Here is a 14,786-nt window from a genome sequence, read left to right as displayed (position 1 = left end):
TCGGGCAGATGGGTGATGGTAGCTTCTGACATGTGGCATATCCCTTTCTCGGCTGAGAATTGACGGCGCGTAGACACCGCCTTGATATGCCGCCCCTCAGGGCATCACCAACTTTCAAGCATTACTCCGGTTTGCCTTGAACGCCCGTCAAGTGCAGACCACTTTTGGCACAGCAGCCACCTCGATGGTCACTTCCGCAGGTCCTGCAGCCCCAGCTCCTCCCACATCCAGCCGAAATCATACCCGGCAATCGGACCGCCTTCCTGCCGGGCGCTGCCGTTTTCCAGATATTTCAGCCATTCGACCACCTTCTTCCGCCCGGCCGACGTGCGGACGGCCGCGCGCGGCGACTTGCCGCCAAGGGCGGGAATCGGCGCGTCCAGGGTCTCGCGGTAATGCCGGTCCATATGCTCCTGCATCAGTTGCCGGGCGATTTCGGGCGGGATCGCATCGGCGCCGTCCTGCGCCCCATCATCGTGATGTTGGCTGCGCATCTGCTCCATAGTCCGGATCGCCGTCAGCGGGCGTTTAAGCAGATCGCCGCAGGCCTCCGTCACCAGCGCCTCGACCCTGACCGCACGCGCGGCCGAGTTGACGTTGACGAGCAGCGCCTTGCCCTTCAGCTCCAGCGTGCCCAGCACCGTGGCCCCGTCCATCTGCGTGTCCAGCATGATGCCGCCGCCCGCCTTGCCACCCTTGCCCTTGCACACGGCCAGCCAGTTCCAGAACTTCGGCCCTTCGGGTTCGAAGACCTTCACCCGGTCCAGCCGTTCAGCCACCGCCTTCTGCGTCACGCCGCTGGCCAGCGGAAAGCGCAGATCATGGAACTGCACATCGTCACCATCGGAATTGCTGAGCTGGATTTCCGCCGGGCTGAGTACGCGGTCGAGTTCGGTGAACAGCCAGGCGGCGGTGAAGATCGGCGCGCAGCCCAGCAACTGTTCACGGCTCAGCCGCAACGCATCACGCTTCTTCAGCTTCAGCGCATCGCGCAGCCCCTCGAACAGGAACTCCACCGTCTCGGTCCGGAACGGCAGCAGCGCGCCCGAGATGACATGGTGATCGCGCTGGGCCACCACCCGCACGGCAATCCGATCCCATTGCTTCATCGTGCGGCTGGCGGATTTTTCGCGCACGGTGACAGGATCGGCATCTGTCAGCAGATCGCGTAGCGCCATCGATGTGCCGGGTTGGACATCGCTGACCTCGTAGAGGCTGACCGGCGTGTCGCGCAGGGCTGCAAAGTAATCCCGGTTGAGCGCCGTTTCCTTCCAGCCCCGCCGCTTCAGATAGAGATCGACGATATTGCCATCCTCGTAGCGGCAGGACAGGAAATCCTCGAAGCCGCAGCCCCAGAGCACGCCCGACCACTGTTCGCCAAGCAGATCGATCAGCCCGTCATGGTCAATTTCGAACTCTTCCAGCGCTGGCATCAGGTGCTCGGCAACGACCTCCTGCAGACGTTCGCGCCAGTCGCCCTCCCGGCCGATGAAGGTGAGCAGATCGGAAATGTCGTTGCGCTCAGCCATGATTTTCTCCGCATGTGACTGCCCCGCTTCTAGCCCGACAGAGGCATCCGATGCCACCGCCGAAACACCCCTCCGATCCACATCGCGGCAGCATCCGCGTGGTTGCACGGCGACGCATGTTCTTGACTTGTTCCCTCCGGGCAAACAGTGCAGAAACACGCGCAAGAGGAGAATCAAGCTCAACCGCAAGCATAGCAACCTCATCGGAATATAGCTCAGGGACTGGAAATCGGGCGCAAGGAAGCGCCCTGCCCTTATTGCCGCCAATTCCACTTCCCCCCGCACCTTCGGGCGCTGGCTGCACCGGGTTTGAGCGACGGCGATCCTCTGCAGAAACGGAGAGGATAAGATCATGGCCCTGCCGCCGCGCACGCATTACACTCTGCACGAAGTCACCGCCCGCTGGGGTTGCAATATCGCCGATATCGCCGGCTGGGCGGATGCGGGCCGGTTCCGGGTCATGACGGGTATCGCGGTGGTGCATTGTGGTAGCGAGACCGTGGCGGGCAAGGTCGTCTTGTCGCCGATGGAACTGCTGCCGCTGTTTCGCCGCTGCGGTACAGGCCCTACGGAAGGCGTCATGCGCCGCATCCAACCCATCGACCGGGAAGACTGGCTGCTAATCACGGATCCTGCGGGCGGCGTTCCAGTGGCCATCGCCGATATGCTGATCCTGGCCGAGGAAGTTCACGCCTTCGAAGACGAGAACGACATGGTGCGACGCGTGGCATCCGGACCAGGCGCGGCGACGCCATATGACTGGGAGGGGATGAATGTCGCATTGATCACACGGATTCACGATCAGGGGCTGCCACCGACACAGGCCGAGTTGATCGCCGAGATGCAGGACTGGTTCGCCGATCAAACCGATGGCGAGCGGATTCCCGACGGCCGTAGCATCCGGCGGCGGGTCACGCCGGTCTGGAAGGCGCTGCGACGCGAGGAAGCGTGACGATCGCCACCGAAGCGGGACGGATCAGGCAGATCGCCGATCTTTTGCCGCGCTGGCATCATGCACCAGCCGGGGCTTCGGCTGGAAGGCGCTGGCCACGGCATCGACCCCGGCGCGCAGGGGCGAATCCATCAAGTGGGCGTAGCGCAAAGTCGTCTGCATCTGGCTGTGGCCCAGCAGTTTGCCGATCATCTCCAGCGAGGCCCCGCCACTGACCAGCAGCGAGGCGAAGGTATGGCGCAGATCGTGGATGCGAACATCCTCCAGCCCGCATTCCTTCTGCACCCGCGCCCAGAAGCGACGGACCTCCTGCACCGGCTGGCCCGGTGTGTCGCCGGGAAAGAGCCACGGCACGCCCTTCGGCACCAGCATCAGCCGATGCCGCACGACGGCAGCGGTCTCGTCGGAAATCGGCACCCGATGGGCGCGGCGCTGTTTCGTCATGGCGGGCGGTTTCGACCAGCTCATCTGTTCGAGGTTGAACTGCTCGAACCGGGCCTGCCGCACCTCGCCCAACCGCGCACCGGTCAGCATGCAGAGCCGGATGATGTCCGCCGCGCGCCGGTCCTCCGCGGCATCCAGCGCTGCGGCAAGCTTGGCGATTTCCTCCTTCGACAGAAACCGTTCGCGCGGTGTTTCCATGCGGCGATGGAAGCGCTGGGCGGGATTGTCCTCGCACCAGCCCCATTGCACCGCCAGCGTGAACATTTTTCGAATGATCTCTCCGACCCGGTTGGCGCGAACCGGCGTCGGTTTCGGCCCTTGCAGTTTGCGCGCCCGGTTGTTCGGCTTGGCCTTGTGCGGCCTTGCCCGACCTTCGGCGATCTGCGTCAGCAGCCTGTCGACATCGCTCTGGCTGATTTCTGACACCAGCTTTCGCCCCCAGACAGGGGCGACCAGTTTCGCCATGACCGAGCGCTGATCGGCCTGACTGCGTTCCGACAGTTTCGGCAGATGCTCGGCGCAATAGCGTTCGATCAGGTCGTCGACGCGGGGTGCCTCGCGCTTTTCCTCGCGCAGGGCCAGCGGATCGGCCCCGGCATCGATTTCGCGCCGGAGTTCACGCGCCCGTTCGCGTGCCGCCGAGACCGACCAGTCGGGCCAGCGCCCGAAGGTCATCCGGCGCTGGCGCCCGGCATGGCGGTAATCCAGCGTGAAGGCTCGCCCGCCACCGCGATAGATGCAGACCGCGAAGCCGCGCATCTCGCTGTCAAAGATCTGGTAATCCCGCCCCGGCACGGGCTCGGCCTCGCGCAGGATTTTTTCGGTCAGCTTGATGCGTTCGGGCATGGTCGTTCGGTCCTTCTGGCATCCGACATGAGGCGTGGTTCCGCGGCTCTATCAAGTTCAGCATGCCCGACCGGGTGGCGGCGAGGCGGAGAGTGGCATAAAGGACGCCATGATCGCGCCACCCCTTGTTTTGCCAAGGTTTTGAGCCTCAAGAGGCCAGCTGGCCGCTTGCGACGTCCCTGCGCGATCTGAACCGCACCACCGAAATCGCAGCGTGGAGCACGCGTTTTTCCGGGTCTCGCCAACGCGATTTTGTAAATCCTGAATGATTCCAATGGGTGGCGCGGTGCCCTGCCGGATGCCACCCCCTCTTTGCCGCTCAATGTCGGTCAATGCCGACGTTTCCGGCTGTTCGCAGGTGTTTGGCGCTTTGGTGTCAATCCGACCGTGATCACCGGTCGCCGCCACCGTGACCTGCGCTATCCCCCCAAACCCCTCACACCCAGCAAAACATGGGGTGGCACGAAGTTGGCAATCTTTGCGCCACTCTCCGCCTCGCCGCCACCCCTCGGCATCTGCGCTCAATCGGCTCCACAGCAATGATGGAGACCCCGATGCCGCATCTCGGATCGATGCCGGAACCGACCGCAAAACCCCGCACCCTGATGAGCGGCTGGATCAGCCGCCTGGACCTCGCCACCGAACTCGGCCTCTCGGTCGACACGCTGCGGCGCTGGGAAGCCCAGCGCATGGGACCGCCCTGCGTCCGCGCCGGCCGAAAGGTCTATTACCGCCGCGCCGCCGTCGAGGACTGGCTGGAAGAGCAGGAACAGGCCGCCCCGCGCCGCCGCCGCGCCGGAGGTCGCCGCTGATGACGGATCTCTGTCACAAACCCGACTGGCCTGCCGACCGTGTGGCCGAGGCTCGTGCCGTCATCGCCGATGCCGCCCACCACAGCGACCGCCTCGTTACCATCGCCTGCGAGGTGTTGGCCCGCCATGGCGCGACCGAGGAGGAGCGTGAAGAGGCACGGCTGCTGGGCCTGATCGTCGATGCCCGACGGCCGGTTCGTGCCCGACGCAACGATGCCGATGAGGTACAGCGATGAAGCGCCGCGGCACCCCTGAAGCCGATCTGCAGCGCGCGGTGGTCCGCACCCTGCGCCAGATCCTGCCCCGCACCGCTATTATCCATCACTGCGCCAATGAGGTCACCGAGCCCGGACCGCGCGGCGCCAAACGCCAGGCGATCCTCGTCGGCATGGGTGTTCATGCCGGTTTCGCCGATCTGATGATCCTCTGCGACGGCCGCGTGCTCTTTCTGGAGCTGAAAGCCCCGAAAGGCCGGTTGCGCCCGTCACAGGAGGCCTTTCGTGACGCCATTCTGGCACAGGGCTTTGGCTGGGCGCTGGTCCGGTCGCTGGACGACATGCTGGATGCGTTGGCCAATCACGGTTTTTCCACCCGAATTGCGGCCCCGGCACGGAGGGCGGCACCATGAGCCACGCCGCCACCAACTGGGCTATCCAGCAGCGCGGGCTGAAGCCTGCGACCAAGATCGTGCTCTGGCATCTCTGCGACCGGCACAATCCCGACTTCGGCTGTTTTCCGACGCAGGTCAGACTGGCCGAAGACGCCGAGATGTCGGTCTCGGCGCTGAACGAACATCTCATCAAGCTCGAGGAACGGCGCCTGATCCACCGGGTCCGGACGCATGATCCCCGGACCCACAAGCGTCAGGCCACCCGCTATATCCTGGGTTTTGAACCGGGCTTTCCACAAGACCCGTCTCCGGAAACCGGAGATGGCGATAAAGGGCCGGAAGACGAACCGGGCGGCGATCCAACTCCGGATTCCGGACATGGGTCCATCTCCGGATTTTCGGCAAAGCCATCTCCGGATTTTGCCCAAAGCCATCTCCGGAATCCGGAGACTAACCCTGTAAGGGAACCTTTAAGGGAACCAGTAAAGGAGGAGGAGGAAGACGCGCAGGCGCGCGAAGACCGATTTGAAGAATTTTTCCGGAACCTGCTCGATGCGCTGGGCTTGGACACCGACGCCGCCCTTCCCGCCTGGTGGCAGGGCTGGCCCGCCCGCGAACATGTCCGTCGCTGGATCACCGATCTCGGGCTGACCGAGGACCGGATCGTCGCGCTGGCTCGGGATAGCCGGGAAACCCATCCCGAACCGCCGGACGGGCCGCGGGCGCTGGACCGGCTGATGGAACGGGCGGCACGCACGGCCAAGGCCCCGCCCCCTTCCGAGGGCGATCACCGCCGCAAGCGCAAATCCAAACCCGGCGACGCCCCACGCGCCAGCCTCGAAGAAATCGCCAGTTTCTACGCCGGGATGGTGAACGGAGACGGCTATCTGCCCTCCATTGCCATCTCGAACACCGTGCGCAATGCCATGCTCGAGAGGGGGCTGGTCACGGCCCAGCGCCTGCGCGAACGAGGGGTGCTGTGAATGCCATGGTGTCACGTCCCCGGTACGGACTCAGCCTCTGCGCAGGCGGCGGAGGCCTGGATATGGGCCTCATGCTCGTCGAACCCGGATATCATACCCGCGCCTTCGTCGAATGGGAGGACTGGCCTCGATCCGTCCTCATCGCGGCGCAAGCCGCGCGGTATTTCGCGCCGGCCCCGATCTGGGACGATCTGCGCAGCTTCGATGCCCGCCCCTTCCGTGGCGTCTTCGACATCGTCCTCGCCGGATATCCCTGCCAGCCCTTCAGTGCCGCAGGAAAGCGCGGCGGCGCGTCCGATCCCCGGCATCTCTGGCCCGAGGTCGCCCGCGTCATCGCCGAATGCCGACCGGAATGGGTCTTCCTCGAAAATGTCGCAGGCCACGTCACCCTCGGCCTCGAATCCGTCCTGCGAAAGGTTTGGCGACTGGGTTACACGCCTGCGGCGGGTCTGTTCAGCGCGGCAGAAGTCAGTGCGCCGCACCAGCGGCTGCGGATCTTCATCCTGGCCCACACCGATGAGCCTGCATCCCGGCACCGGAACCTACAACCCGGCGGGCAACAGCGACTTCACCCGCAAGGCGGAAGCGCTGGCGCTGGGCATCGCCAACTGGTCGACGCCGAAGGCCAGCGATGGCGCGAAGGGCGGGCCGGGTCAGAGCTATGGCTCGGGCGGAACGCCGCCCCTGCCCGCGCAGGCGGCGCAATGGCCGACCCCGGCCGCACAGAACTGGAAGGGCAGCTCCGAGGCCAGCATCACCCGGACGGATGGCAAGAGCCGGATGGATATCCTGCACTACCGGGCCGAACAGGGCTTCACCCGCCCGGTCCCGGCGATCACGCCGCATGGGCCACAATCCTCGCCGCACGCCCCGATCTCGCGCCCGCTCTGGGCTTTCATGACTGCCTCGCATGGGCGCGCCGTATCTCGGCGGATCCTGAAGGGCCGGGCGCGGCGGCGGCTGAACCCGCTCTTCGTCGGATGGCTGATGGGCTGGCCCATCGGGCACGCGCTCTGCGCCTGCTCGGCAACGGAGTTCACCCGCTGGCAGCGGCACATGCGTGGCGCGCTCTCGCAGCTGCCCATGGCCTCGGGTCCGTGGATCTGGCGCCCGGCGGATCAGGACCAGCGCCCGGCGCAGATGTCGCTGTTTGAAGGATTGCAGCCATGAGCATTCAGGGGCGGATCGGCCGCACCGGCGGCGGACGGGTGAAACGCGCGCTGGGCGTGCAGGCGGCGCTGGAATGGGCGTTTCGCGTCGAGAAGGCGCAGCTGGAACTGACCGTGCCAGAAGAAAAAACCGGCGAAAGCTTAGGATACGGGCTGGAACATGTCCTGCTGCAGCGCGCGGCGCTGGGCTGCAGGATCGACGGTGGCCAGTATAAGATCGGCAGCTACACCCACGAGGATGCCGAGGTGATCGCCGCCTGCGTTGCTGGCATGCCCGACAGCATGGGCGGTAAACGCATGGCGATCCGGGTCGCGGAACTGGCCCGCGCCGGGCTGACGCCCGATTGGATGCCCAGTGCCGTGCCGCGCTGCGTGCCGGTCGAAGTGAAGCGCAACCAGCATGGGGAGCGGGCGGCCACGACGGTCATCGGCACGGCGCGGGTTCTGACCCGTGGCAAGTGGCGCAGCGTCGATATTCTGGCCTGCCCCGTCACTTTCTCGCCCCATCCCCACCAGATCGAAGCCGCCCACCGCGCCTATGACGACTGGTGGCAGGCACTGGGCTGGATCCGCGACGGGCTTATCGCGGGTGGGATGCTGCGCGAGGTCGAGGTGACGGAGGTGATGCCGAGGGTAAGGCCTTGGAAGGCCAGGGCTTCGGCGAAATGAGCGGTCGCGCTGCCTTGCGGGCCTCGGCCCCGATCAAAAAAGAGGAGATGCAGACATAGACGCGAGCGGCCTGTCGGTGAGGGCCATCGCTGGCAGACCATCTGCCGTCATGTCGGCTGCGTGCGGTCCACCGCCTGGCGGCGCTGGACAGCGAGCCTGCTGACCGTCTCCAAGGCCCTGAAGAGGCTTGAGAAAAAGCCAGCGCAAACCGTCGGCGCAAAATCGACCGGTGCAGAACCGGGCGTCAAACCGCGCGGCGGGGGCACGAACGGGGTGCCGTGAGGGCGCCAACGGGTCGAACTTAGGGCGCGACATTATCAGCGGTTTCGGCCCATATTTGACCTACGATCAGGCGAGGTGAGGCCGGGCGAGCGCCCTGCCCCCCGGCCTTGGTTCCTCTGCCGCATCGATCCTATGCGGGGGGCAGAGGCTCGCTAACCCTCTAGCGACAGAGAAAAATTCTGGGTTCGCGCCCCGGGTTCGCACCTTTGGGTTCGCAGGGTTCGCGCCCTGCCCCGACCACAGGAAACAACGCGCCGGGCGTCCCACCGCCCGGCTTTTTCATGACCCGCAGCGGCGGAAGCGGAGAACGTGCCTTGCAGATCGAGATGACGGCCACCGCAAAGCTGGTTCCCTATGCCCGCAATGCCCGCACCCATTCCGAGGGTCAGATCGCCCAGATCGCGGCCTCCATCGCCGAGTTCGGCTTCACCAACCCGATCCTGATCGGCGGCGACGACGTCATTATCGCAGGACACGGTCGGCTGATGGCGGCGCAGAAGCTGGGGCTGGCCGAGGTGCCGGTGATCGTGCTGGACCATCTGACCGAGGCGCAGCGCCGGGCGCTGGTTATCGCCGACAACAGGATCGCCGAGAATGCCGGCTGGGACGAGGAGTTGCTGCGCGCGGAACTGGAAAGCCTGCGCGACATCGACTTCGACATCGACATCATCGGTTTCTCCGAGGCCGAGCTGGACGCGCTGCTCGGCGATCTCGACGGCAGCACGGACGGAGCGATCGCGGGCGAGGACGAGGTGCCGGAGCCGCCGGCCGATCCGGTCTCGCGCCCCGGTGATCTCTGGATCATGGGCAACCACCGCCTGCTCTGCGGCGATTCCACCATCGCCACCGATGTCGAAAAACTGCTGGCCGGCATCAAACCGCTGCTGATGGTGACCGATCCGCCCTATGGCGTCGAATACGACCCGTCATGGCGCAACCAGACCGGCGCTGCCAGGACCAAGCGCACGGGCAAGGTGCTGAACGATGATCGTGCCGACTGGCGCGAGGCCTGGGCGCTGTTTCCGGGCGATGTCGCCTATGTCTGGCATGGCGCGCTGCATGCGACCACCGTCGCCGACAGCCTGATCGCGGCGGGTTTTGATATCCGCTCGCAGATCATCTGGGCCAAGGACCGGCTGGTGCTGAGCCGTGGCGATTATCACTGGCAGCACGAACCCTGCTGGTATGCGGTGAAGAAGCGCGGCAAGGGCCATTGGGCCGGGGATCGCAAGCAGACGACGCTGTGGCACATCGCCAATAAGGATCACGATGCCGAAACCGTCCACGGCACCCAGAAACCGGTCGAATGCATGCGCCGCCCGATCCTGAACAACTCCAGCCCGGGGCAGGCAGTGTATGAACCCTTCATGGGCTCCGGCACGACACTGATCGCGGCCGAGACCACGGGCCGGGTCTGCTACGGCATCGAGCTGAACCCCGCCTATGTCGATGTGGCCGTGGCGCGATGGCAGAACCTGACCGGGGGCGTGGCGGTACTGGAGGGAGACGGGCGCGGATTTGACGAGGTGATGAGCGAACGGAAGACGCCGGTATAGCTTTGCAGGCGTCGAGCACCAGAGGTCTGATCGCAGGGGTGGCAATTCCATCCGGCAAAAATAGAATGCCCGCAGTAGCTTCAGTAGCTGCATTGGAAACGGGGCGGGATGCTGGACAACCATAAGCAATTCGTGGCGTGGCGACGGCAGGTCTTTGTCCGCAATCCGCATCGGGATCTGAATACTCTTTACGCGGGTCTCAGGCAAAGAAGCGGTATTTACCTGATCGGTTGCGCGGGGGAGGTCGTCTATATCGGGCAATCATGGGACCTGACGGAGCGACCGATCGATAGCCTGGGCCGCTTCTACCATCGAGTTTCTGACGTCTCACTGCCATGGTCTCTCGCACTGGCGCCCTGCCCACCCGAAGAAATGAACGAAAGGGAGAGCACGGCTATTCGTGCCTATGCGCCAAGGTTCAATGCATCTATCCCCAGCATCCCCGCGAGCGAGGGACGAATGCCGGAGACGATAGGCTACGCGTCGGTCTTTCAGGATCAGGTCAGTTCGGGCGGCGCTTTCGACGAGGCAAATCTTCGTCGGCAGATGGAGCGCGCGGCCGCGAACCCGGCTCCGCCTTGGCGTCAGGGGAAGAAGAGGAGAAAGACCGGCAAGCGCGAGCCGAAACCCACACTACCGCCGCTTGATCCCCCCACCCAACTGGACGGTGACGCGCTTCGGGATGCACGTCAGCGGTACGGCATCCCTGTTAGCGGTGCGTTGGTCTATCCGGTCAATCTCTGCGACGATGGTTCGGTCGTCACCCGTGATGGCGAGGTATTAGGCATATGGGCGATGGACCAGTACGACGCGCCTTCGTTTACGCCATATGGCGAGTCCGCCTCCATATTTGAAGCGCCGTTAGTCGGTCTGTTGTGCATGCGCATTCGCGATTGGTACGAAAGTAAGACTGGCGAGAAACTTTAATACTGTCACTACTACCCTCGCTCGCTGAATCGTGCACCCCACCCAAAGGAACCACCCCATGGGCGTCTCGCGCCGCAGATATGCGTCGATGCGCGGCGTGAGCGACATGGCGGTTCGCAAGGCGATTGCCAGCGGGCGGATCAGCGTCGAGGCGGACGGGACTATCGATCCCGCGCGCGCCGACGCGGAATGGGAGCGCCAGACCGATCCGGCGAAGCAGCGCGGCGTCCATGCGCAGGCGCTGGGCACGAGGACTGCCGCCGGTACCGCCCGCGGCGCCGCCACGAAGCCGGTGCCAAAAGCGGCCATTGATGCCGTGAATGCCACGCTGGGCGACAGCACTGATACCACCGCCGGCTCGGGCGGTGAGGTGTCCTTCCTGCGCGCGCGGATGGCGAATGAAGTGCTGAAGGCGCAGACGGCGCGGGTGCGGCTGGAGAAGATGAAGGGCGAGCTGATCGACCGGGCGCGGGCGACGAACAGCGTTTTCGATCTGGCGCGGCGGGAACGCGATGCCTGGCTGAACTGGCCGCCGCGGGTGGCGGCGAACATGGCGGCGGAACTGGGTGTCGAGGCCCATGCGCTGGAACAGGTGCTGGACCGCTACCTGCGGGCGCATCTGGCAGACATGGCCGAGGTGAAGATTGACCTTCGCTGACTATGACGGCGCGGATGACATTCAGCGAGCATGGCTGGATGGTCTGGCGCCGGATCCGAGCCAGACCGTCAGCCAGTGGTCGGACCGGCACCGGATCCTCTCCTCGCGTGCGGCCTCGGAGGCCGGGCCATACCGGACCGACCGGACGCCCTATATGCGCGGGATCATGGATGCGCTCTCGCCCGCCAACCCGGCGCAAAGGGTGGTGTTCATGAAGGCCGCGCAGGTGGGCGCAACCGAGGCGGGGAATAACTGGATCGGCTTCTGTATCCACCGCGCGCCGGGGCCGTTTCTGGCGGTGCAGCCGACCGTCGATCTCGCGAAGCGCCTGTCGCAGCAGCGGATCGACCCGCTGATAGAGGAGAGTCCGGATCTGCGGGCGCTGGTGATGCCGTCAAGGTCCAAGGACAGCGGCAATACCATTCTGGGCAAGCGGTTTCCGGGCGGTCAACTGATCCTGACCGGGGCGAACAGCGCGGTGGGGCTGCGATCCATGCCAGCGCGCTGGGTGTTTCTGGACGAGGTCGACGCCTATCCGGGCGATATCGACGGCGAGGGCGATCCGATTGCGCTGGCCGAAGCCCGCACGATCAGCTTCGGGCATCGCAGCAAGGTGTTTCTGGCCTCGACGCCGACGGTGAAGGGGCTGTCGCGGATCGAGCGGGAATATGAACTGTCCGACCAGCAGCGCTACCATGTGCCCTGCCCGCATTGCGGGGCGCTGCAATGGCTGAAGTTCGAGCGCCTGCGCTGGGTGCCCGGCCAGCCGGAAACGGCGGCATATCATTGCGAGCACTGCAATGAGCCGATTGCCGAACGGCACAAGACCGAGATGATGGACGAGGCCAACGGGGCCAGATGGCTGCCGACGGCGGAACCGGAGCTGCTGCGCCGCGCGCAGGCCGCAGGCATCACTGGCTTTCATATCAGCGGACTTTATTCGCCGCTGGGCTGGCTGTCATGGACCGAGATCGCCCGGGGCTGGGAGGCCGCGCAGGGCAATGATGCGGCGCTGAAGACGCTGAAGAACACCGTGCTGGGCGAGACCTGGCAGGAACGCGGCGAAGCGCCGGACTGGCAGCGGCTTTATGAGCGGCGCGAGGATTTCTCGCTGGGACAGGTGCCCGACGGCGCGCTGATGCTGACGGCCGGCGCCGATGTGCAGCGCGACCGGATCGAGATCGATGTCTGGGGCTGGGGTCGCAATCTGGAAAGCTGGCTCGTCGATCACGTCGTTCTGGAAGGCGATACGGCCCGGGAAGACGTCTGGGCCGATCTGACGGATGTTCTGGGCGAGACCTGGGAACATGCGGGCGGGGCGCGCGTGGCACTGGCTCGGCTGGCCATCGATACCGGCGACGGGGCCACGACCGATGCGGTCTATGGCTGGTGCAGGCGGATGGGCCATGGACAGGTCATCGCCGTGAAGGGCGTCGGTGGGTTCGACCGCGCGACGCCCGTGGACGGGCCGACCTATGTCGATGTGACGGAAGCCGGGCGAAAGATCCGGCGCGGCGTGCGGCTCTGGAAAGTGGCGGGCGCGGTGTTCAAATCCGAGACCTACCGGTTTCTGCGACTCGTGGCACCGACAGACGAAGAACAACAGGACGGCACCGGCCATCCGGCGGGGTTCGTGCATATCCCGCGCGGGACCACGGCCGAATGGACGAAGCAGCTGACCGCCGAGCAGCTGATGACGGTCAAGACCCGGCAGGGGTTTCAGCGGCTGGAATGGCAGCAGACCCGGGACCGCAACGAGGCGCTGGACTGCCGGGTCTATGCCCGCGCCGCCGCCTGGCTGATGGGCATGGACCGCTGGGACGAGACGCGCTGGGAACAGCTGGAAGAGCAGCTTGCGCCTGGAAAGTCCGAGACGACACAGCCTGCGGGTCAGCCGCAGCGGCAGATGATCACAGCGCCCCCGCCCCGCAATTCGGGCTGGCTGGGCGAGAGGAAGAGAGGGAACTGGTTCTGATGGCCTGGACAGAGACGGAACTTGACGCCCTGCGCCGGGCCTATGCGGCGGGCACGACCCGCGTCGCCTATGACGGCAAATCGGTGGACTATGGCAGTGCCGAGGATCTTTTGGGCCGCATCCGCCTGATCGAGCGCGAGATGGCGGGTGCCGCCGGTCGTCCCCGTCCCGTTGCCGGTTTTGCCGGGTTCCGTCGGAGCTGATGATGCCCGATCATCACGACAGAACCGCCCCGCGCGTGCGCTGGGGGCTGATGGATGCTGCCCTCTCGGCACTGGCACCCCGGACAGCGGCCCGACGCTATGCCGCCCGGGTCGCCATCAGCAATCTGCGCCGGGATTACGATGCCGCGGGGCGCGGGCGCGGAACCTCCGGCTGGTCATCACGCGGCACGGCCGCCGATGCGGAGATCGCCGCCGACGGCCCGCTGCTCAGGCACCGCATGCGCGATCTCGTGCGCAACAACCCGATGGCCGCGCAGGCGGTGCAGGTGCTCGTCAACAATATCGTCGGCACCGGCATACGGCCGCGGGCCGCAACCGGCGATGCCACGCTGAACAGACAGGTCGATGCGCTCTGGAAGCGCTGGGCCGCAGGCTGCGATCAGCACGGGCATACGGATTTTCACGGGCTTCTGGGGCTGGCGGTGCGGGAGATGATCGAGGGCGGCGATGTCTTTGCCATCCGCCGAACCGTCCGCGCCGCGGGATCACGCGATGTGCCGCTGCGGATCGAACTCCGCGAGGCCGATCATCTCGATGCCGCCCGTTTCGACAGCCGCAGCGACGGCTCCCGCATCAGCCAGGGCATCGAATATGACCGGGGCGGGCGCCGTGCGGCCTATTGGATGTTCTCGGACCATCCGGGCGATACCTCGCCGGTCTTCTCGCGGCGGCTCGACTCCACGCGCCTGCCCGCCGAGCGCGTCGCCCATCTCTTCGAGCGCCAGCGGGTGCAGTCCCGCGGCGTGCCATGGGGGACACCGGCCATGCGGGCGATCCGCGATGTCGATGACTGGCAGCAGGCGGAACTGGTGCGCAAGCGCACCGAAGCCTGTCTGGTCGGCATCGTCTTCGGGGCGGACGAGGATCAGCAGTCCATCGCCCCTGTGGTCGAGGATGCGTCCGGCAACCGGATCGAACAGTTCGAACCCGGCCTCATCGCCTATGCCCGTGGCGGCAAGGACATCAAGTTCAACCAGCCGAGCAGCACGGCGGGCGTCTATGAATGGCACCGGGTGCAGCTGCACTGTTGATTGCCACTGAGAATTGACCCGGCATTGTCACCGAGATCTGACCCACCCGGTTGTTATGTTCTGCGCGTCATGTTGGCGTCAATGCAGATGTCTCCTTTCGTTTCTTTTTCGCCGTCTCG

General features: G+C 65.5%; 15 protein-coding genes and 1 pseudogene. 14 read left to right on the top strand and 2 right to left on the bottom strand.

The window, feature by feature from the left end; all coding sequences use genetic code 11:
• Positions 1–188: 188 nt before the first annotated feature.
• Positions 189–1,529, bottom strand: coding sequence for a DUF7986 domain-containing protein (locus KNW02_RS18875; RefSeq protein ID WP_216034752.1), 1,341 nt, complete (start codon positions 1,527–1,529; stop codon positions 189–191).
• A 352-nt stretch (positions 1,530–1,881) separates the two neighbouring features.
• Between KNW02_RS18875 and KNW02_RS18870 the strand changes: the two genes are divergently transcribed.
• On the top strand, positions 1,882–2,481 hold the full coding sequence (locus KNW02_RS18870; RefSeq protein WP_216034751.1) for a hypothetical protein: 600 nt from the start codon (positions 1,882–1,884) through the stop codon (positions 2,479–2,481).
• 24 nt (positions 2,482–2,505) lie between these two features.
• Here KNW02_RS18870 and KNW02_RS18865 read toward each other — a convergent pair whose 3' ends face one another.
• Positions 2,506–3,771 carry a tyrosine-type recombinase/integrase gene (locus KNW02_RS18865; RefSeq protein WP_216034750.1) on the bottom strand — a complete coding sequence of 422 codons (1,266 nt, stop codon included), beginning with the start codon at positions 3,769–3,771 and terminating at the stop codon, positions 2,506–2,508.
• Positions 3,772–4,325: 554 nt separating this feature from the next.
• Here KNW02_RS18865 and KNW02_RS18860 point away from each other — a divergent pair.
• The 13 genes and pseudogenes from KNW02_RS18860 to KNW02_RS18805 all read left to right on the top strand — a co-directional run bounded on the left by KNW02_RS18860 (position 4,326) and on the right by KNW02_RS18805 (position 14,667).
• A complete protein-coding gene (locus KNW02_RS18860; RefSeq protein WP_216034749.1) occupies positions 4,326–4,583 on the top strand; it encodes a helix-turn-helix transcriptional regulator in 258 nt (85 codons plus the stop codon).
• The gene (locus tag KNW02_RS18855) at positions 4,583–4,819 is read left to right on the top strand and encodes a hypothetical protein (protein WP_216034748.1); all 237 of its coding nucleotides are present in this window, start codon (positions 4,583–4,585) and stop codon (positions 4,817–4,819) included. The genes KNW02_RS18860 and KNW02_RS18855 overlap by 1 nt, the downstream gene beginning before the upstream one ends.
• Positions 4,816–5,211, top strand: coding sequence for a VRR-NUC domain-containing protein (locus KNW02_RS18850; protein ID WP_216034747.1), 396 nt, complete (start codon positions 4,816–4,818; stop codon positions 5,209–5,211). The genes KNW02_RS18855 and KNW02_RS18850 overlap by 4 nt, the downstream gene beginning before the upstream one ends.
• Complete coding sequence (locus tag KNW02_RS18845) at positions 5,208–6,176, top strand: helix-turn-helix domain-containing protein (protein WP_216034746.1); 969 nt, start codon at positions 5,208–5,210, stop codon at positions 6,174–6,176. The genes KNW02_RS18850 and KNW02_RS18845 overlap by 4 nt, the downstream gene beginning before the upstream one ends.
• A 5-nt stretch (positions 6,177–6,181) precedes the next feature.
• Positions 6,182–6,643 (top strand): annotated as a pseudogene (locus KNW02_RS21005) (DNA cytosine methyltransferase); the annotation flags it as partial.
• A 49-nt stretch (positions 6,644–6,692) separates the two neighbouring features.
• The gene (locus tag KNW02_RS21000) at positions 6,693–7,346 is read left to right on the top strand and encodes a DNA methyltransferase (protein ID WP_252734113.1); all 654 of its coding nucleotides are present in this window, start codon (positions 6,693–6,695) and stop codon (positions 7,344–7,346) included.
• Positions 7,343–8,014 (top strand): hypothetical protein, encoded by a 672-nt coding sequence (locus tag KNW02_RS18835; protein ID WP_216034745.1) that lies wholly within the window; start codon positions 7,343–7,345, stop codon positions 8,012–8,014. Before KNW02_RS21000 ends, KNW02_RS18835 begins: the two co-directional genes overlap by 4 nt.
• A 563-nt stretch (positions 8,015–8,577) precedes the next feature.
• Complete coding sequence (locus KNW02_RS18830; protein WP_216034744.1) at positions 8,578–9,852, top strand: site-specific DNA-methyltransferase; 1,275 nt, start codon at positions 8,578–8,580, stop codon at positions 9,850–9,852.
• A gap of 108 nt (positions 9,853–9,960) precedes the next feature.
• On the top strand, positions 9,961–10,779 hold the full coding sequence (locus KNW02_RS18825) for a GIY-YIG nuclease family protein (protein WP_216034743.1): 819 nt from the start codon (positions 9,961–9,963) through the stop codon (positions 10,777–10,779).
• A 58-nt stretch (positions 10,780–10,837) separates the two neighbouring features.
• Positions 10,838–11,437, top strand: a complete 600-nt coding sequence (locus KNW02_RS18820; RefSeq protein ID WP_216034742.1) for an elements of external origin — start codon at positions 10,838–10,840, stop codon at positions 11,435–11,437.
• Positions 11,424–13,412 carry a phage terminase large subunit family protein gene (locus KNW02_RS18815; protein WP_216034741.1) on the top strand — a complete coding sequence of 663 codons (1,989 nt, stop codon included), beginning with the start codon at positions 11,424–11,426 and terminating at the stop codon, positions 13,410–13,412. The genes KNW02_RS18820 and KNW02_RS18815 overlap by 14 nt, the downstream gene beginning before the upstream one ends.
• The gene (locus KNW02_RS18810; protein ID WP_216034740.1) at positions 13,412–13,615 is read left to right on the top strand and encodes a phage head-tail joining protein; all 204 of its coding nucleotides are present in this window, start codon (positions 13,412–13,414) and stop codon (positions 13,613–13,615) included. Before KNW02_RS18815 ends, KNW02_RS18810 begins: the two co-directional genes overlap by 1 nt.
• Complete coding sequence (locus KNW02_RS18805; RefSeq protein WP_252734111.1) at positions 13,615–14,667, top strand: phage portal protein; 1,053 nt, start codon at positions 13,615–13,617, stop codon at positions 14,665–14,667. Before KNW02_RS18810 ends, KNW02_RS18805 begins: the two co-directional genes overlap by 1 nt.
• The last annotated feature ends 119 nt before the right edge of the window (positions 14,668–14,786 follow it).

Origin of the sequence: Paracoccus marinaquae (genome assembly GCF_018860165.1) — a bacterium.
In the GTDB taxonomy this organism is placed as follows: Bacteria; Pseudomonadota; Alphaproteobacteria; order Rhodobacterales; family Rhodobacteraceae; genus Paracoccus; species Paracoccus marinaquae.
This window is presented reverse-complemented; position numbering and strand designations above follow the sequence as displayed.